Below are 18,129 nucleotides of genomic sequence, written 5' to 3' on the forward strand. Positions count from 1 at the left end.
TTCAATAAACGACCGATCCATCTGTAAGTTTCTATTTTTATAGTTTTGATAGGCTTTGTTGCACAAAGATTTAAAAGATAACACTCTGCTCATTTGAACAGAATTCAAGTGACAACTTGGGTATGAGGACGACCTAATTCTGTAAATTTGTTCAATACGGCTATGCGTGCATGAATCTCATTCACCTGACTAGAAAAACTCCTTGCTGTTAATTTATCACCTAATAGTTTGATGCAATGCATCTTGGTTTCAACTAAACTTCGACGATGATAACCAGACCATTTTTTCCAAAGCGTTCTTCCTAAACGTTTAACTGTTTTCAGTAACTCATTCCGCTCTAAAGATCTCAATTTCTGATCTTTCCATGGTTTTGCATTTTTTCTTGGCGGAATGAGCGCATGTGCATCTCGATCTAGAATGACTTGTCTGCAGTGCTTCGTGTCATAAGCACCATCGGTATAGACCGAATCAATTCGTTCATCTAAGGGAATTTGAGCAAGTAAATCACCGAGTACTTGCGAATCGCTCACATTATTTGTAGTAAGCTGTACTGCACGTATTTGCAAGGTTTCAGCATCGATGCCAATATGAAGCTTACGCCATTGGCGACGATATTCAGGTCCATGTTTCTTACGTTTCCACTCACCTTCACCTAGAAACTTTAAGCCAGTTGAGTCGACGAGTAGATGTAGCCCATCACTACTTTTTTGATAGCTAATCGCAATATCAATATGTTTTTGTCTTCGACAAAGCGTACTGTAATCTGGTGCGGTCCAATTTAATCCACAAAGTTTAATCAGACTTTGAACAAAACCTGTGACCATGCGTAAAGAGAGTCTAAATAAAGATTTGATCATTAAACAGCATTGAATAGCCGTATCGGAGTAAGTTTGATTTCGACCTTGCTTGTTTTGTGGTTGTGCATACCACTGAGTGTTTGGATCAAACCAAATGGAAATGTTGCCCCGATTAATGAGAGCGTGATTATAGGAAGACCAGTTGGTTGTACGATAAGTTTTAGGAGTAGGTTTATTCATTTTGAAATTATAGGACTGAATAAACCTTATAGGCTAGGTTTGTGCAACAAAGCCCATAAAAATTAAAAACTACGCCTATATAGTTTCTTTGAATCATCCTATTTTAGAATATATTTCATCCTCAATCCTTTTGACTTTAATTCCCTCAACTTACATAAACAACGAATATGATTTAAACCCTCTTTTTAAATAGTTTAACGTCAAACCACCCAAGACTTGATCATAAAAAGCACCATTAACTCCCCTATGCGCTTGTTTTGGTGCAACTCTAAAAACACTTAGAATCACTCAATTAAACCAAATTCTTAACCTCAACCAATTGATTTATAGCAATTATAACCAAAGATAAATCAAATTGATTAGATTGGCATAGATTCTGCATTTTTGTATTCCATCATGTATACAAGTTGGAATGCAAAAAATGAGTCAGAACAAATGCATTGGCTGGACACTTCAAGAATGGCAAACCGCTTATCTCAACCAAGATATTCATCTTGAAGATTTAATCGACTATGTAGCGCAATTACCACAACCTGATCATGCATGGATTTCAATTGCTACGACAGAAATACTTTCCCAACAAATTGAAGCCTTAAAGCAAAAAGCAGATCAAGCCACAGAGCTCAGCAAAGAATTGCCTTTATACGGCATTCCGTTTGCGGTGAAAGATAACATCGACGTCGCTGGTTTTGTCACCACGGCCGCATGCAAGGCCCTGACAACTGTTGCTACACAAGATGCAGAAACCATTCGCCTGCTTAAAAATGCAGGGGCCATTGTTGTAGGAAAAACCAATTTAGACCAGTTCGCAACGGGGCTTGTCGGGACACGCTCTCCCTTTGGCGCAGTCAGCAACACGTTTAATGCTGACTATGTCAGTGGTGGCTCTAGCTCTGGTTCAGCCAGTGTTGTTGCTCGTGGCTTGGTGCCCTTTGCACTCGGAACAGATACTGCAGGCTCTGGCCGTGTTCCTGCTGCATTTAACAATATTATTGGGCTAAAACCGACTAAAGGCCGTTTTTCAAATCGTGGGCTACTCCCAGCCTGTAAAAGTTTGGACTGTATTTCGATTTTCGCATTAACGGTAACAGACGCCGACACCATTGCCCAAACGGTAGAACACTACGATGCGTTAGATAGCTATTCACGCCAGCACCTCAAAACTACACCTGCGAAACTCTCGGCTAAACCACATTTTGCTATTCCCCAAAAACTGGAATTCTTTGGTGATAACCAAGCTAAATATGCCTTCCAACTGGCTGTAGAACAGTTAAAAGTTCTCGGTGCTGAAATTACTGAAATTGATTTTTCAGCGTTTGAACAGTTGGCAGCCCAACTCTATCAAGGCTCATGGGTGGCAGAACGTACAGCGGCGGTTGCCGAGTTGTTGGCGCAGCAGCCTGAGGTTTTCGATCCGACAGTGCGTGCAATCATTCAAAAAGGTCATGATTTTAGTGCAATTGATGCCTATAACGCGGAGTACTTAAAGCAAGACTTAAGCCGAAAAATTCAAGACACTTTGGCCCAATTTGATGCATTGATTGTTCCCACCTCCCCAACCATTCATACCCTTGCGGAAATGGAACAGTCACCGATTAGCCTGAACTCTGAGTTTGGGACTTATACCAATTTTACTAACCTCGCCGATTTAAGTGCTCTCGCCCTGCCCGCAGGTTTCCGCACTGACGGTTTACCTTTCGGCATCAGCCTAATTGCACCTGCATGGTATGACCAAGCTCTGATTGAATTCGGAAAAATTTGGCAGATGCATTTGAACTTAAAGCTGGGGGCTTTAGACCGCTATGCACCCATTCCAAAGCTACAGAACTCAGTCTCTCCACATCATATCCGTGTTGCGGTGGTTGGGGCACACCTGACTGGAATGCCGCTGAACTTCCAATTGCTCACCCGTGATGCTGTGCTTGTGGAAACCACGCATACCGCTGAGCACTATGCCCTGTTTGCCCTGAATGGCGCGATCCCGCCTAAACCCGGTCTAGCCCGAGTCGATGAACACGGTCAGCAGATCATTGTTGAACTGTGGGATGTACCGACCGCTCGCTTTGGCGAATTTGTCGCAGAGATTCCGACACCACTGGGCATGGGCAATGTCGAACTGGCAGACGGTCGATGGGTGAAAGGTTTCATTTGTGAACCTTATGGCTTAAACGATGCCGAAAACATCAGTCACTTTGGCGGTTGGCGCACCTATATCCAGCACCGTAACAATTCAAAAGTAGAACAAGCTTAGTCAAATTTAGGAATTATAAAATGTTTAAAACTGTATTGATTGCAAACCGTGGCGAAATTGCCGTACGTGCAATTCGCACTTTAAAAAAACTGGGGATGACCAGTGTAGCGGTATATTCAGACAGTGATCGTTACGCACAACATGTCAAAGACGCGGACATTGCCATTGCTCTAGACGGCTTAAAACCATCCGACACTTATTTAAGCATTGAAAAATTGATTCAAGCCGCTCAAAAAACGGGGGCTGAAGCTATTTTCCCCGGCTATGGCTTTTTATCAGAAAGTGCTGAATTTGCAGAGGCTTGTGAGAAAAATAATATTGCCTTTATGGGGCCAACCGCGACACAAATTTTAGAGTTTGGTTTAAAACACCGTGCACGTGAACTAGCTGCCGCTGCACAGGTGCCTATGACACCGGGTACAGGCTTACTTGAAAGCTTAGATGAGGCAATTTCTGCGGCTACAGAGATTGGTTACCCCATCATGCTGAAAAGCACCGCAGGCGGCGGTGGCATTGGTCTTACCCGCTGTGATAATGAACAAGCCTTAGTTGAAGCTTATGAAAGCGTCAAACGTTTAGGTGCACAATTTTTTAAAGATTCGGGCGTATTTTTAGAACGTTTTATTGACCGTGCGCGTCATGTCGAAGTTCAGATTTTTGGTGATGGTCAAGGTCAAGTGGTTGCATTAGGCGAACGCGACTGTTCATTGCAACGTCGTAACCAAAAGGTTGTGGAAGAAACCCCTGCTGCTCATCTGCCCGAAGCCACACGTCAAAAACTACACCAAGCAGCAGTTGAACTCGGCAAATCTGTCAATTACCGCAGCGCAGGTACGGTCGAATTTATTTATGATGCTGCACGCGATGAATTTTACTTCCTTGAGGTCAATACCCGACTACAAGTAGAACATCCTGTCACTGAGATGGTGACGGGTTTAGACCTGATTGAATGCATGCTTAAAGTCGCTGCGGGCGATGCACTGGATTGGACGGCACTGAGCAACATCCAACCACAAGGTGCGGCGATTGAAGTGCGTATTTATGCAGAAGATCCAGTTAAGAACTTCCAGCCCAGCCCGGGTGTACTGACCGAAGTTGCATTTCCAGACAATTGCCGTATTGATACTTGGGTCTCAACAGGGACAGAAATTTCGCAATATTTTGACCCGATGATTGCCAAAATCATCGTACATGCGGACACCCGTGAACAAGCCATTGAGCAACTAAAAAGTGTGCTCTCTCAAACTCGTTTAAATGGCATCAGCACCAATTTAGACTATGCACATAGCGTGATCTCTGATGAACGCTTTGCACAAATGCAAATCTGGACACGCTTGCTAGATGACTTTGACTACGTACCGAATGTAATTGAAGTACTCCAAGCTGGCACGCAAAGCTCGATTCAGGACTTTCCGGGACGTGTTGGCTATTGGGATATTGGTGTACCACCATCGGGTCCTATGGATGACTATGCTTTTCAATTGGCCAATCAAATTGTGGGGAATGATGCTAGCGCAGCAGGTTTCGAGTTCACTCTTCAAGGCCCAAGCCTCAAGTTCCACCAAGACAGTGTGATTGCACTGACAGGTGCGCCATGTCCTGCGCAACTGGATGATAAGCCCGTGGACTTTTGGCAGCCGATTCACATTTGCGCAGGTCAAGTACTCAGCTTAGGACAGGTCGAGTCTGGTTGCCGTAGCTATTTAGCAGTGCGTCATGGACTCGATATCCCCCTATATTTGGGCAGTCGTTCGACTTTTGCTTTAGGTAACTTTGGCGGGCATGCAGGACGCGTGCTTCGTGCAGGTGACATGATCAAACTCGTCAACACAACCCATCCAAATAGCGATACACCTTTAGCCACGCAAGAACCACAAGCTCTATCTCCTGCACTGATTCCAAGCTATGGCAAAGAGTGGAAAATTGGGGTGCTGTATGGACCACATGGTGCACCTGACTTCTTTAAACCCGAATATATTGAAGAGTTTTTTGCCTCCGAATGGACCGTACACTTTAACTCCAACCGTCTAGGCATCCGACTGTCAGGGCCAACACCAAGCTGGGCACGTGAAAATGGCGGTGAAGCAGGGCTCCACCCATCGAATGTACATGACTGTGAATATGCCATTGGTGCGATTAACTTCACAGGCGACTTCCCTGTAATCCTCGCCAAAGATGGGCCAAGTCTGGGGGGCTTCGTTTGCCCTGTAACCATTGCCAAAGCTGAACTTTGGAAAGTGGGTCAACTTAAAGCCGATGATAAAATCAGTTTTTATCCTTTAACTGTTGAACAAGCCAATACCTTAGAACAACAACAAATTGAACGGATCGAAAACTTTGCCGACGCAGCACTTAATTCTGAACTGCCAAGCAGTGATATTCCAACATCCGCAATTCTTGCCAGCTTAGAGGCAACTGATGTATCTCCACGCACGGTATACCGCCAAGCGGGTGACAGCTATATCTTACTGGAGTACGGTGACAATGTTTTAGACTTGGCGCTACGCTTACGCGTTCACCAACTGATGCAGCTGATCCGCGCGGCTAATATTAAAGGCATATTGGAACTGTCCCCCGGCGTCCGCTCGCTGCAAATCAAATACGATGGACTCACGCTTCCACAGCATCAATTGATCGAATTTCTACTCAAGCTTGAACAGCAAATGGGAGATTTAAGCCAAATTAAGATTCCGTCACGGATCATTCATCTCCCAATGGCATTTGAAGACAGTGCAACTTTAGGTGCTGTTGAACGCTATCAAGAAAGTGTCTGTGCCAAAGCACCTTGGCTACCAAACAATGTCGATTTTATTCAACGCATAAATGGTTTAGACAGCCGAGAGCAAGTCAAAGAAATTATTTTCAATGCCCATTACCTCATTTTAGGCCTCGGTGATGTCTACCTCACCGCCCCATGTGCAGTACCGATTGACCCACGCCATCGCCTATTAAGTTCAAAATACAACCCTGCCCGTACCTTTACCGCTGAAGGCACCGTGGGCATTGGCGGCATGTATATGTGTATCTACGGCATGGACTCTCCGGGAGGCTACCAATTGGTTGGACGCACCCTACCCATCTGGAATAAATTTAAAAAGAACAAACAGTTTGGCAACAAAGAATGGTTCTTAAACTTCTTTGATCAAATCAAATACTTCCCCGTATCTGAGTCAGAGTTAGAGCAATGGCGTACCGACTTTGAAAATGGTCAAACACAAATTCAAATTGAAGACACTGAATTTGACTATGCCACGTATTTACAACTGCTTGAAGATGAAAAAGACAGCATTGCCGAGTTTAGAGCACAGCAACAACAGGCTTTTAGTGCTGAAGTGGGCTTATGGAAAGAAAGTGTTGATCATCAAGAACATCTGATTGCAGAAGTACGTGATGAGACCGACTACAGCGCCTATGCAGCGCTACATGCTTCGATGACAGGTAATATTTGGAAAATATTAGTGGAACAAGGTCAGATTGTGAAAAAAGGGGAAACCATTGCTATTATTGAAGCCATGAAAATGGAATTACCGGTGTACGCTGCGGATGATGGTACTGTCAAAGCCATTATTTGTCGGGCTGGACAAACCGTTCATAGCGGAGAGCCTTTGGTTTATATGGAATAACGCATGCCGAATATGACACGTGCAGGTTCAAGTTCAGACAATTTGTCTGAACTTGTTTATCAGCAAATAAAAAACGATATTTTTGATTTCAAATTGATGCCGGGTGAACGTTTTACCGAATCCGAAATCGCCTTGAACTATCAGGTCAGCCGCACGCCTGCGCGGCAGGCGCTATATCGATTGCAACAAGAAGGCTATGTAGAGGTAGCATTTCGTAGTGGCTGGACTGTCCGTCCATTGAACTTGCAATACTATGATGAGCTATATGAGCTACGCATTATGATTGAGCAGTACGCAATTCGAAAGTTATGCAGCAGTGCATCTCAGCCATCGAAGGAAATCAAACACCTACACAAAATTTGGATGGTTGCACCTAAGCAGTATCTGTCAAGTTTAAAAGCCATGGCGAAAATTGATGAAGATTTTCACTGCGCATTGATTCGTGCCATTGGCAATCAAGAAATGATCAAAATTCATCAAGAGGTCAGTGAAAAAATTCGTATTATTCGGCGCCTCGATTTTTCAAAAATGGATCGAATTGAAGCCACCTATGCGGAGCATCAAGCCATTTTGAATTATATAGCACAGCAACAGACGGAGCTTGCCGTTGAAAAGATCAGTGCTCACATTCAACAAAGTCGAGATGAGGTAAAAAAAATTACCTTAGGTATGCTCAGTCAGCATGCTGTTGTGAAAGCAAGTCGCTAAGCACTCGATCAACATTCCACTCTCAAATAAAAAAGGCGCTTCATGCGCCTTTTTTAGCCTTTTAATTTAAGCAGGAATACGCAGGACCTGGCCTGGGAAAATATCATCTGCATCTTTCAATAGCGGACGGTTGGCCTCAAAAATTTTATTGTACTGGTTGGCATCACCATAAAATGCTTTGGAAATTTTTGATAGATTATCGCCCGATTTAACTGTGTAGAACTTACTTTCAGGTTCAGGGCTAGCCACAGTGAGTTGATCATCGACTTGTGCCACATGGTCAATATTACCGACGGCTAAAACAATCTTTTCTTTATCGGCTTGAGTCTGAACTTGCCCTTTCACGGTCGCCAAATCCGTGGTGGAGTTATAGCTGACTGAAAGTCCCGTCACAGGTAAGCCCAATGCTTTGATATGACCCAATAACTTGTTGGCAATTTCTTGAGCAGATGGCTCTGCTGGTGTGCTTGGTGCAGCTTGAGGCTCGGCTGCTGCTGTGTTTTTCTTACCAATGCCTTTAACAAAATCAAAAAGACCCATGTGTATGCTCCATCTTGTTATATCGGTGTTGTTATATTGAATGCTCAAAAATGAGACACCCTTTTTTATACCCAAAAAAGACAACAGATTTGGTAGCGAATAGTCCTCTTAAAGTAAAACTTTGTAAGTTACCCCAGTAAATAAAAGATTTTAAAGATGGGTTAAGCACTTTGCGTTTTTTGAAAGGCATAAAAAAGCCACCCAAGTGGGTGGCTTTTCCATTCAGCAAAGCTGAAACAATATGTATTAACCTAGTTTCTTAGAAACGTAGTCAATCGCAGATTGTACAGTTGTGATTTCGTTAGAATCTTCATCTGGGATTGTGATGTCAAAGTCGTTTTCGAAAGACATAACAAGCTCAACAAGGTCTAAAGAGTCAGCACCTAAGTCATCCATGAAAGATGCTTCGTTTTTGATTTCTTCAGCCTTAAGACCAAGTTGTTCTGCAACTGCTTGCTTGATGCGTTGTTCGATATCGCTCACAGGAATTCTCCTCATTGCTTGTGGCGTTTTTAATGCCGTTAGTTTAATTGAATCTTTAAAATTTTGAAAGTTTATCCATCAGCCAATTAGCTCATGTATAGACCACCATTTACATGCATTACCGTACCAGTAATGTAATTCGCTTTGTCTGATGCCAAGAAGCTCACCGCATTTGCAATATCTTGTGGATCACCTAAACGGTTTAAAGCCACTTGATCGCTCATTTTTTTACGGATATCTTCGCTTAATTGCTCAGTCATTTCTGTTGCAATAAAACCAGGCGCCACTGAATTTACAGTGATTTGACGGCTGCCCATTTCTTTTGCAAGGCTACGGCTAAATGCTTCAATACCAGCTTTCGCTGCTGAATAGTTGGCCTGACCTGGGTTGGCAAAATGCGCAACCACAGAACTAATATTAATAATTCGTCCAAAACGCGCTTTGGTCATACCCTTTAAAACACGTTTCGACAAACGGTAAACTGCTTTTAAATGGATATTTAAAATGTCATCCCAGTCATCTTCTGACATACGAAGTAACAAATTATCTTTGGTAATCCCAGCATTGTTCACCAAAACCAACACAGGGCCATAGTTTTGTTCAATGTCAGTTACAAGCGCATCAATGGCAGCACCATCACGAACATCGAGCACTTTACCTGCACCGTGTTCACCGAAGCTTGCAGCAAGTTTTTCTGCACCTGACTCAGATGTCGCAGTACCCACAACAAAATAACCGTCTTGAATAAGTTGCTGAGCGATGGCAGCACCAATCCCTCGACTTGCACCTGTCACGAGTGCAATTTTGCGTTCCTGTGTCATGCAATTTTTCCTTCAGCCACTAAAATGGCATTTAGTGCATCTTCCAAGCGTGATTTACTATCGAGTGGAAATGCTTTTTCAATATTAGGTAGACGTTTTGCCAAGTTTGCCAAAACATTGCCTGGACCACACTCTGCAACATATTGGATTCCTTGATCCTGAATAAACTGCATGGTTTTGGTCCACTGTACAGACTCATATAACTGAGCGGTAAGTGCTTGGCGGACTTGTGCTACATCTGTAGCAATTTCCGCGCCCACATTTTGTATTACAGGTATGCTAGGCAGCTCAATGGCAGTTTGTTCCAAAGCTTGCGCGAACTGTTCTGCAGCAGGCTTCATCAATGAACAATGCGATGGAACAGAAACTGGGAGTGCAATCGCTTTGCCGCTGTTTTCTTTGGCTAAAGCCATGACTGCTTCAACTGCTGCTTTTTCACCAGCAATCACCACTTGACCTTGAGCATTGTAGTTAGCCGCTTCAACTGAACCTTCAGCTTGACTCGAAACTTGTTGGCATAAAGCAACAACTTGCGCATCATCTAAACCTAAGATTGCTGCCATTGCACCCTTACCTTGAGGTACAGCACTTTGCATTAACTTGCCACGCAAGTTTACCAGCTTGACTGCATCGCCTAAGCTTAGGCTTCCTGCTGCAACCAACGCACTGTATTCACCAAGTGAGTGTCCCGCCAAATACTTTGGTGCAACACCACCAAGTTCTAACCATACACGCCACAAAGCAATGCTGGCAGTTAACAATACCGGTTGGGTAAATTCAGTTTGGTCTAAACCTTCACCAGATTGTGCAATGTGCCACAAATCGAATCCAACCGCTTTAGAGGCTTCTGCAAATGTTGCTTCAACACTGGCAAATTGTTCTGCCAATTCAGCCAACATGCCAACCTTTTGTGAACCCTGACCGGGAAATACAAAAGCTGTTTTTGTTGCCTGAGCGACTTGATCAAGTTGTTTCGCAGACATAAAAAAGTCCTTTCTTGTCTTTGCTCTCGTTTATGGAGCGAAAATTTAACACTTAATTTAGGTCGATGTAATTGCCAAATACAACAAAAACAGCAGCGATAAAAATTCGACAACAAAAAAAGGGAGCTTTACGCTCCCCTTTTTTCGACTAAGCTTTAAGCTTAATGCTTCGACAATTATTCAGCAGATGCTTTAGCGAATAATTGACGACCACGGTAGATACCATCTTTAGATACATGGTGACGACGGTGAATCTCGCCAGTAGCTTGGTCTACAGTTAATGCATTCTCGGTTAAAGCGTCATGTGAACGGCGCATGTCACGGCGAGAGCGACTTTTACGGTTTTGCTGAACGGCCATGATGGCTCCTTACAAATCGAAAAATATGGATCAGAACAAATTCAGTTGTCTTATACGGAAGAGTATAACACAAAAATTAGTTAAGTTTACCCTTCAAACTTGCCAAAACATCAAACGGATTATCCCGCTTTTCTTCAACAAGTTCTTCAACGGCAGGTTGGTGCTTATGTTCACAAGCATCATGCTTAGCGGACAAAGGCATCAACAATAACAATTCATCTTCTATCAGAGACAGTAAATCAGCCGTCGCAGGCGCATCATAGCTACCTTTCGTCGTTGCTTCACTTTCACCTAAGACGATGAAATCAGCATCCTCATCCAAGCGCTCTATCAGTGACTCATCATCCACTAGAGCTAGATGAAAATCTGAAACGAGTTCAATGTTTACCGTGCCTAAACAGCGCTGGCATTCCATTGGAACGTTCGTTTCAACGTGACCATCTAGCCATACAATACGATGATACGCATCCATTGATAGCTTACAGTCTATGTTAATCAATTGATCATCAATTGATCCAACAGCTTCACGGGCTATACGAGCAAAGCGAGACAATGGCAGTGTTCCTGACCATGTAAAGCCTTGTTCGGCCCATTTAAACGGCTCAATCTGTGCCGGAAAGGTATTTGCTGACATAATTAAGGCGGCAATTCTACAAATTCATCAGTACTCTGTCAAAGATTAAGATACAATTTTGTACTTATTTAGACAGACCATTTGGGTAACTTAAGTCATGCATCTGTTGCAGCCGCAAACAGAAGTGAGTATTTCATCACTTGTGAGCACAATTTCAACTGTCGATTCTGACATTTCAAACCGCCAAGTGCAACTCTCGACGTGGGAGAATTTGTGTACAGAAGCAGAACAAGTTGATTGGCTCATCTTACACTTTAATCGTTGGTTTTCCCACCTGAATGTCAACTTGGTTAAAGGTGACTTTGAACCTGAATATTTTCCCGCTACAGACAGCACCCCTGCGCGTATCCAATTTGCCCATGGTTTTTTTAATAGTGCCTTACATGAAATCAGCCATTGGAGCATTGCCGGTGAACAACGTCGCCTACTCCCCGACTTAGGCTATTGGTACGCTCCTGATGGTCGAACAGCGGAACAACAAGCTTTATTTGAACAGGTTGAAATTAAACCGCAAGCCATTGAATGGTTATTTGCTACAGCTTTTGGTCGAAAGTTCCGTGTTTCCTTGGACAATCTGACTGGTGAAGGGAGTGACGGCAACCGCTTCAAAGACCATGTTTTCGCTCAAGTTCAGGCTTATTTTTCAGGCCAAGCCCAATTACCGCGCGATGCGAAACACTTCATTGACTGTATTTGCCTATGTACTCGTGCTGGCAAAACATTACAGAGCAATGAATTTCAAAGAGAAATGCTCGACTAAATTTAGCACGATTCACATTTTGGTCATTGAACATCACCGAGATAAAGCGCGATAATGTTGAAAAAACCATCAGGAGATAAAAACGATGCTTCATTTAAGAGTCCATCCTGATAACCCTCAAGCACGCTCAATCAGCCAAGCAGTAGAACGGATTCGTGCAGGCGATGTGGTGGTATACCCGACCGATGCCGCTTATGCCATTGGCTGCCAGATTGGGAATAAAAATGCCATGGAGCGGATTGCTCAAATTCGCGGCCTTGGGGCCAAACATCAATATGCCATCATTTGTGCAGATTTGTCCGATATTGCCACTTATGCCAAAGTGGACAATGCTATGTATCGTTTACTGAAAAACAATACACCAGCCGTGACCACGTTCATTTTGCCTGCAACCAGTGAAGTGCCTAAACGCTTGATGCATCCGAAGAAAAAAACTATTGGTTTACGTATTCCAAGTAACCCAGTGTGCCAAATGTTACTCAAAGAGTTAGGCGAGCCGCTACTAACCAGTACATTAATCCTGCCGAATCAAGAAGAACCGCTGGATGATCCCTATGACATTGAAATGCAACTGTCAAAACGAATTGATGTGTTTATCGACAGCGGGCTGGGCACATTAAGCACCACCAGTATTGTCGATTTATCAGGTGATCACCCTGAAGTGATTCGCCGTGGGCTTGGCGATGTCAGCGCATTTGAGTGATGCGCTGCATCTATTCGCTAGGGAAACTGAATCTCACATTCTCAATAGATCAACATGACCCTGTTTACGGTTTTGCTCAATCTGAATCAATTTCCCGAGCAACATAATTTATATGTGCAGCGTCCTTGGACGCTTGAGTCCGAGACTTTGGTGCAAAGCCCGAGTTCAATCAACTGCATTATGCGGGAAGAGAATCTGTACAGCTATTTCCTCCCGATCTCGACCATCCAACAATATTTCAAATTCCTCGAACCCAAAAATCTCTGCCTACAAGACAGCTGTCAGCGCATCATTGAATTTGCGCTACAAGCACCTGAGTAAATCTTTTCTTTGGCGTCAACTGACATTAACTTGAGCTTCAGCTACTCTCTTCACTCATTCAAACCATCTATCAAATAAAAGCGTTGCCCTCACTATTCTAATCTCAATAAATCTGTATCGCCCATCTACCTATCTGCAGCAAATCGATTATTTTTCAAACCACAGGACTAAGCCCTAAGTACATCATGTTCTCTTAAACCCAACCCATTTCTGCAGATTTAGCCACGACATCAGCGCATAAAAAGCATCACACAAATAAATACTCTCTATTTATTTACAGCTTTTTTTGTTATTTGGTCGGTGAAATCATGTATTCACGCCGCAATTTGTTTTACACTAAGCCCTATTAAAATTATGTATTTTTTAAATCGCCTCTACTTTTTCTCCTTAAGTACTGATTCGAAAAAACATAATCATGCCTTTGAAAATTCGCGTGGCCAATAACTGTAATGAATCAATCCGTCCATAATGCCATGGAAGATCTTCCACAAATCCGTGTTATGGATGAGTGGCATGACTCCATCCCCGAGGATTTATATATTCCTCCAGCTGCATTTGAAATTCTTTTAGAGCATTTTGAAGGACCACTCGACTTTCTGATTTACCTGATTCAAAAAAACGGCTTTGACTTATTACAGTTAGATATTGCCCCTATTGCAGCGCAATACCTGTCTTATATGGATGCCATGAAGTCGCTTAACATTGAGCTGACAGCAGACTATATGGTGATGGCCGCGCTATTGGCTGATTTAAAGTCACGTTTGCTATTGCCAAAAGCACCCAATACAATCCAAATTGAAAAAGACCCAAAACAAGAGCTGATTGACCGTTTAGAAACTTATCTCCGTATTAAACAAGCGGCTGAACGCTTGGGGCAAATGCCTATATTAGAGCGAGACACCTTCTCAACCAATGTCAGCTTAGGCCAAACTCTAGACAATAATGACGGTCATGATGTGCAACAGCTGCGTGATGCACTGTTCTGCGTGTTTAACCGACCTGAGCCGATTACCCACCAAATTGCACAAGAACCTGTTTTACTTGAAGAGCGCATAGCTTTTATTGAAAGCAAAGTCGCTTCAGGTGAAGTTTTAATTTTTGAATCTTTGCTGCGTCCCATTCAAGGTCGGATGGGCATGGTCGTGACGTTTATGGCCATTTTAGAGTTAACCCGTCAGCAACGTATTCAAATTGTAAGTTCAGGTGTTGAAGCACCGCTTTCGATACAAGGAGTCAAAAAATAATGTTAGAACAAACCGCTCCTGTAACGAACGAAGATAACTTGCATGAAGTGTTGATGCAATTAGAAGCGATTATTTTTGCCAGTGATGCACCTGTTTCACTTGCACGATTGAAAGAATCGTTCCAAAATCAATATAGCAAACAAGATTTACGCCAGTTTTTACAACAACTTGCCATGCTACAGCATGGTCGTTCGATTGAACTGATTGAAACTGCTCAAGGTTTTCGTTTTCAAGTTCGAGCAAAATACCGTCAAATCGTTGCGCAAACGTGGCCAGAGCGACCAACTCGCCTCTCGCCATCGCTACTCGAAATGTTGGCCGTGGTTGCTTATCATCAACCCGTCACTCGAGCAGATATAGAACAAATTCGAGGAGTCTCAAATAACAGTCAACTGTTACGCACGTTATTTGATTGGAACTGGATTAAAGAGTCCGGTTTTCGTGAACTCCCAGGAAGACCTGCGTTGTTAGTTACGACGCCCCAATTTTTAAATGCATTTGGCCTAAATTCTTTAGGTCAGTTGCCTCCCCTGCAGGATGCCAAGGAAGCTTTTATGGCGCTCGATGCGAATGCACCGAAGTCGTAAATAGGTGAACTGTTGATGATAATTTCTAAGGTTATGCTGTCATGAGTGAAAAGTTGCAAAAGGTACTCGCACGAGTTGGTTTGGGTTCTCGCCGTTATATGGAAGAAGTCATTGCCGCTGGTCGTGTGAGTGTCAACGGCCAAGTTGCCCAAGTAGGCGAACGTATTGAACCAGGTGATGAGCTTCGCATCGATGGTCGTAAAGTATCGTTCCAAATTGAAGATGAAATTCGTCGTCGTGTTCTGATTTACTATAAACCAGAAGGCGAAATTTGTTCACGTAGTGATCCTGAGTCACGTCCAACTGTATTTGAGCAATTGCCTGCAATCGCGAATGATCGTTGGGTAATGGTCGGTCGTCTGGATATTAACTCAACAGGTTTACTACTATTTACAAACGATGGTGAGTTGGCGAATCGCCTGATGCACCCATCGAATGAAATCGAACGTGAATATGCTGTGCGTGTTATGGGTGAAGTAACCCCGCAAATTAAAAACAACATGCTCAAAGGTGTGGTGTTAGATGATGGCCCGGCTAAGTTCGAATCATTCTCTGAAATTGGCGGTGAAGGGATTAACCGTTGGTTCCAAGTGGTGGTAAAAGAAGGTCGTAACCGCGAAGTACGCCGTATTTTTGAATCACAAGGTTTAAAAGTTAGCCGTCTACTCCGTACACGTTACGGCACAGTTATTTTACCGCGTGAACTACGTACAGGCCGCTGGATGGAGCTAGACAAAAATGACATCGACAACTTAACCAAAGCGGTTGAGCTAAAACCACGTCAAGGTACTGGTTTGTACGGCATGGCAAAACGTCGTACTGAACGTATGCAAGAAAAACCAATGGCTGCGCGTCGTGGTGGTTTCTTACGTCAACAGCGCCGTGACAATGAAGATGAAAGCCAACAACAAGCGAAGCCAGCCTTCAACCGTGAACGCCGTGAAAATCCAAATGGTCATAGCCAGCGTCGTCAAGACAATGCTCAAACAGGCTATGGTCAACGTGAACAACGTCAAGGCAACACTGGATCTGCACAACGTGAACCACGCCAAAACTCAGGCTATGCACAACGTGACAGCCGTCCAGAGAACTTTGGCAACAAAGGCACCTATGGTCAACGCGACGCGCGTGATGAAAATGCGCCACGTAAACCTTTTGGAAATAAAGGCTTTAAAAAGTTTTAATTTTTAAAGTCAAAATTTGAGCCACTTTCGAGTGGCTCTTTTTATATGTGTTTACGGTGCAATAAGATCACTTTGTGTTCCGAAGTGCGAAGAAGATGTAAACCCTCATAAAAACGCCCAATTTATTGAGCGTTTCATTATCCCACTCCCTCTTCACTACACTCCCTGCGGGATAGCACTAAGCAAGCGCTTGGTATAGTCATGCTGTGGTGACTGGTACAAATCATCCGAATTGGCTATTTCTACCAAATCACCATCATTCAAAACCATGATTTGATCTGAAATATATTTCACCACTGATAAATCATGTGAAATAAAGATATAACTCAGTCCAAATTCATCCTGTAAATCTTGCAGCAAATTCAGTACTTGGGCTTGTACCGAAACATCCAACGCTGAAACAGACTCATCACAAATCAAAATTTCAGGTTTTAAAGTTAGGCAGCGCGCAATCGCAATACGTTGACGCTGTCCGCCTGAAAACTCATGTGGATAACGATAAAAAGCCTGTGCAGGTAAGCTCACGCGTTCTAACAAGTCCAAAGCCATCTGTTTACGTTCAGCATCATTCGCCCCGATCCCATGTACCTGCATCGGCTCCATTAAAATCTGCCCGACAGTAAAGCGTGGATTAAGTGATGCATAGGGATTTTGAAAAATGATTTGAATCTTGCGTTGATACCGAGCAAACTCTTTTTCTGACATGGCTAAAATATCTTGACCTTCAAACAGCGCTTTTCCTCCTGTCGCTGCCTGTAAACGCATCAGCAATAATCCGATGGTGGTTTTCCCCGAACCAGACTCACCCACCAAGCCCAAAGTCTTGCCTTTTGCCAGTTGGAAACTCACGCCTTTGACCGCTTGAAACTCCTCTTTGCCGAATAATCCTTTACGACTATAAAATGACTTTTTAAGATCACGCACATCTAAAATAACCGCTTCTTGGCCAGTTAAGCCGCGAGATCTTTGTTGAAGTGACTCGACATCGATGGTATGCGTTTCAATATAGTCATCGCCCTTTTGCTGCATGAAATCACTGATCATGGGCAAACGCATGGGACGTTTGGACAATTGTGGACGGCAGTGTAACAACGCTTTGGTATAGACATCTTGAGGACGTTCAAGCACATCTTTAACCCTGCCTTGTTCACGAATTTGACCATGCCGCATTACAATTACCTGATCGGCAATTTCCCCGACCAAAGCCAAATCATGGGTAATAAACAGCATCGACATTTGATGCTTCTTCCGCAACGACTCCAGCAAATCTAAAATTTGCTTTTGAATAGTGACATCCAGCGCTGTTGTCGGTTCATCAGCAATCAATAGTTTGGGTTTACACGCAATTGCCATAGCAATCATGACGCGCTGCTGCTGCCCACCCGACAACTGCCCCGGATAAGCATCAATCTTGGTTTCAGGAGATGGAATCCCAACTTCTATCAAGAGTTCCAAAGCACGTACACGCGCCTGCTTACGACTCATGCCCAAATGTAACTGCAAAATTTCTGCAATTTGTGAACCTACCGTAAACACAGGATTTAAGGATGACATCGGCTCTTGAAAAATCATGGCAATATCTTTACCACACTTTTTCCGCATTTCACGGCGCGGTAAGTCGAGTAGGTTTTTCCCCTCAAACAGAATTTTACTGTCCAAAGAAATTTGACTACTTTCAGGAGGCAATAGTCCCATGGTCGCTAGCGATGTGACCGACTTCCCACTGCCTGACTCCCCAACCAAGGCCACAGTGGTATTCACTGGAATACTAAAACTGATCCCTTTGACCGTTTCAATGTACTGCTTTTCTTCATTTTTAAAGCTGACACGCAAGTTTTCCACCTGAAGTAAGGCTGGCGCTGTCATATGATTAAGTTCAGACATTCTCATG

At 43.5% G+C, this 18,129-nt stretch carries 17 protein-coding genes; 9 read left to right on the forward strand and 8 right to left on the reverse strand.

What is annotated here, in order from left to right; translation table 11 throughout:
- Positions 1–104 precede the first annotated feature (104 nt).
- Positions 105–1,037, reverse strand: a complete 933-nt coding sequence (locus tag AC4CVD_RS13235; protein WP_419284437.1) for an IS5-like element ISAha2 family transposase — start codon at positions 1,035–1,037, stop codon at positions 105–107.
- Positions 1,038–1,458: 421 nt separating this feature from the next.
- On the opposite strand from AC4CVD_RS13235, the gene atzF reads away from it, so the two are divergent.
- From atzF to AC4CVD_RS13250, 3 genes are read left to right on the forward strand one after another with little or no spacing between them, the layout of a single operon-like run.
- Positions 1,459–3,288, forward strand: coding sequence for an allophanate hydrolase (gene atzF, locus AC4CVD_RS13240; RefSeq protein WP_490753276.1), 1,830 nt, complete (start codon positions 1,459–1,461; stop codon positions 3,286–3,288).
- A gap of 20 nt (positions 3,289–3,308) precedes the next feature.
- A complete protein-coding gene (uca, locus tag AC4CVD_RS13245) occupies positions 3,309–6,911 on the forward strand; it encodes an urea carboxylase (RefSeq protein ID WP_490753277.1) in 3,603 nt (1,200 codons plus the stop codon).
- A 3-nt stretch (positions 6,912–6,914) separates the two neighbouring features.
- Positions 6,915–7,619: a GntR family transcriptional regulator gene (locus AC4CVD_RS13250; protein ID WP_490753278.1), complete on the forward strand. Its 705-nt coding sequence runs from the start codon at positions 6,915–6,917 to the stop codon at positions 7,617–7,619.
- A gap of 66 nt (positions 7,620–7,685) precedes the next feature.
- On the opposite strand, the gene lysM is transcribed toward AC4CVD_RS13250, so the two are convergent.
- The 6 genes from lysM to AC4CVD_RS13280 all read right to left on the reverse strand — a co-directional run bounded on the left by lysM (position 7,686) and on the right by AC4CVD_RS13280 (position 11,439).
- Positions 7,686–8,159, reverse strand: a complete 474-nt coding sequence (gene lysM, locus AC4CVD_RS13255; RefSeq protein ID WP_004982938.1) for a peptidoglycan-binding protein LysM — start codon at positions 8,157–8,159, stop codon at positions 7,686–7,688.
- Between the two features lie 246 nt (positions 8,160–8,405).
- On the reverse strand, positions 8,406–8,642 hold the full coding sequence (acpP, locus tag AC4CVD_RS13260) for an acyl carrier protein (RefSeq protein ID WP_004695351.1): 237 nt from the start codon (positions 8,640–8,642) through the stop codon (positions 8,406–8,408).
- Between the two features lie 86 nt (positions 8,643–8,728).
- The gene (fabG, locus tag AC4CVD_RS13265; protein ID WP_004695350.1) at positions 8,729–9,463 is read right to left on the reverse strand and encodes a 3-oxoacyl-ACP reductase FabG; all 735 of its coding nucleotides are present in this window, start codon (positions 9,461–9,463) and stop codon (positions 8,729–8,731) included.
- Positions 9,460–10,446, reverse strand: coding sequence for an ACP S-malonyltransferase (gene fabD / locus AC4CVD_RS13270; RefSeq protein WP_010327367.1), 987 nt, complete (start codon positions 10,444–10,446; stop codon positions 9,460–9,462). Before fabD ends, fabG begins: the two co-directional genes overlap by 4 nt.
- A 176-nt stretch (positions 10,447–10,622) precedes the next feature.
- On the reverse strand, positions 10,623–10,805 hold the full coding sequence (gene rpmF, locus AC4CVD_RS13275) for a 50S ribosomal protein L32 (RefSeq protein ID WP_004695348.1): 183 nt from the start codon (positions 10,803–10,805) through the stop codon (positions 10,623–10,625).
- Positions 10,806–10,881: 76 nt separating this feature from the next.
- Entirely contained in the window at positions 10,882–11,439 is a 558-nt protein-coding gene (locus AC4CVD_RS13280) for a YceD family protein (protein WP_004982945.1), read from the reverse strand.
- Between the two features lie 97 nt (positions 11,440–11,536).
- On the opposite strand from AC4CVD_RS13280, the gene AC4CVD_RS13285 reads away from it, so the two are divergent.
- From AC4CVD_RS13285 to rluB, 6 genes are all read left to right on the forward strand, one after another.
- A complete protein-coding gene (locus AC4CVD_RS13285) occupies positions 11,537–12,199 on the forward strand; it encodes an elongation factor P hydroxylase (RefSeq protein WP_490753279.1) in 663 nt (220 codons plus the stop codon).
- Between the two features lie 85 nt (positions 12,200–12,284).
- Positions 12,285–12,902 (forward strand): L-threonylcarbamoyladenylate synthase, encoded by a 618-nt coding sequence (locus tag AC4CVD_RS13290; protein ID WP_004695345.1) that lies wholly within the window; start codon positions 12,285–12,287, stop codon positions 12,900–12,902.
- A gap of 54 nt (positions 12,903–12,956) precedes the next feature.
- Positions 12,957–13,223: a hypothetical protein gene (locus AC4CVD_RS13295; RefSeq protein WP_078389265.1), complete on the forward strand. Its 267-nt coding sequence runs from the start codon at positions 12,957–12,959 to the stop codon at positions 13,221–13,223.
- A 449-nt stretch (positions 13,224–13,672) separates the two neighbouring features.
- Entirely contained in the window at positions 13,673–14,467 is a 795-nt protein-coding gene (locus AC4CVD_RS13300; RefSeq protein WP_490753280.1) for a segregation and condensation protein A, read from the forward strand.
- On the forward strand, positions 14,467–15,054 hold the full coding sequence (scpB, locus tag AC4CVD_RS13305; RefSeq protein WP_010327370.1) for an SMC-Scp complex subunit ScpB: 588 nt from the start codon (positions 14,467–14,469) through the stop codon (positions 15,052–15,054). The genes AC4CVD_RS13300 and scpB overlap by 1 nt, the downstream gene beginning before the upstream one ends.
- A 41-nt stretch (positions 15,055–15,095) precedes the next feature.
- Positions 15,096–16,238, forward strand: a complete 1,143-nt coding sequence (gene rluB / locus AC4CVD_RS13310) for a 23S rRNA pseudouridine(2605) synthase RluB (RefSeq protein WP_418655268.1) — start codon at positions 15,096–15,098, stop codon at positions 16,236–16,238.
- 156 nt (positions 16,239–16,394) lie between these two features.
- Here the strand turns inward: rluB and AC4CVD_RS13315 are convergent, their stop codons facing one another.
- The gene (locus tag AC4CVD_RS13315) at positions 16,395–18,122 is read right to left on the reverse strand and encodes an ABC transporter ATP-binding protein (protein ID WP_490450343.1); all 1,728 of its coding nucleotides are present in this window, start codon (positions 18,120–18,122) and stop codon (positions 16,395–16,397) included.
- Between the last annotated feature and the right edge of the window lie 7 nt (positions 18,123–18,129).

The organism is Acinetobacter sp. LipI_23 (genome assembly GCF_058243045.1).

Bases quoted from the DNA above. Each gene is read 5' to 3' on its own strand.
- scpB (WP_010327370.1), top strand. From the start codon at position 14,467: ATGTTAGAACAAACCGCTCCTGTAACGAACGAAGATAACTTGCATGAA.
- AC4CVD_RS13280 (WP_004982945.1), bottom strand. From the start codon at position 11,439: ATGTCAGCAAATACCTTTCCGGCACAGATTGAGCCGTTTAAATGGGCC.
- AC4CVD_RS13250 (WP_490753278.1), top strand. From the start codon at position 6,915: ATGCCGAATATGACACGTGCAGGTTCAAGTTCAGACAATTTGTCTGAA.
- AC4CVD_RS13315 (WP_490450343.1), bottom strand. From the start codon at position 18,122: ATGTCTGAACTTAATCATATGACAGCGCCAGCCTTACTTCAGGTGGAA.
- fabD (WP_010327367.1), bottom strand. From the start codon at position 10,446: ATGTCTGCGAAACAACTTGATCAAGTCGCTCAGGCAACAAAAACAGCT.
- rluB (WP_418655268.1), top strand. From the start codon at position 15,096: ATGAGTGAAAAGTTGCAAAAGGTACTCGCACGAGTTGGTTTGGGTTCT.
- AC4CVD_RS13285 (WP_490753279.1), top strand. From the start codon at position 11,537: ATGCATCTGTTGCAGCCGCAAACAGAAGTGAGTATTTCATCACTTGTG.
- uca (WP_490753277.1), top strand. From the start codon at position 3,309: ATGTTTAAAACTGTATTGATTGCAAACCGTGGCGAAATTGCCGTACGT.
- atzF (WP_490753276.1), top strand. From the start codon at position 1,459: ATGAGTCAGAACAAATGCATTGGCTGGACACTTCAAGAATGGCAAACC.
- AC4CVD_RS13290 (WP_004695345.1), top strand. From the start codon at position 12,285: ATGCTTCATTTAAGAGTCCATCCTGATAACCCTCAAGCACGCTCAATC.
- AC4CVD_RS13295 (WP_078389265.1), top strand. From the start codon at position 12,957: ATGACCCTGTTTACGGTTTTGCTCAATCTGAATCAATTTCCCGAGCAA.
- rpmF (WP_004695348.1), bottom strand. From the start codon at position 10,805: ATGGCCGTTCAGCAAAACCGTAAAAGTCGCTCTCGCCGTGACATGCGC.
- lysM (WP_004982938.1), bottom strand. From the start codon at position 8,159: ATGGGTCTTTTTGATTTTGTTAAAGGCATTGGTAAGAAAAACACAGCA.
- fabG (WP_004695350.1), bottom strand. From the start codon at position 9,463: ATGACACAGGAACGCAAAATTGCACTCGTGACAGGTGCAAGTCGAGGG.
- AC4CVD_RS13235 (WP_419284437.1), bottom strand. From the start codon at position 1,037: ATGAATAAACCTACTCCTAAAACTTATCGTACAACCAACTGGTCTTCC.
- AC4CVD_RS13300 (WP_490753280.1), top strand. From the start codon at position 13,673: ATGAATCAATCCGTCCATAATGCCATGGAAGATCTTCCACAAATCCGT.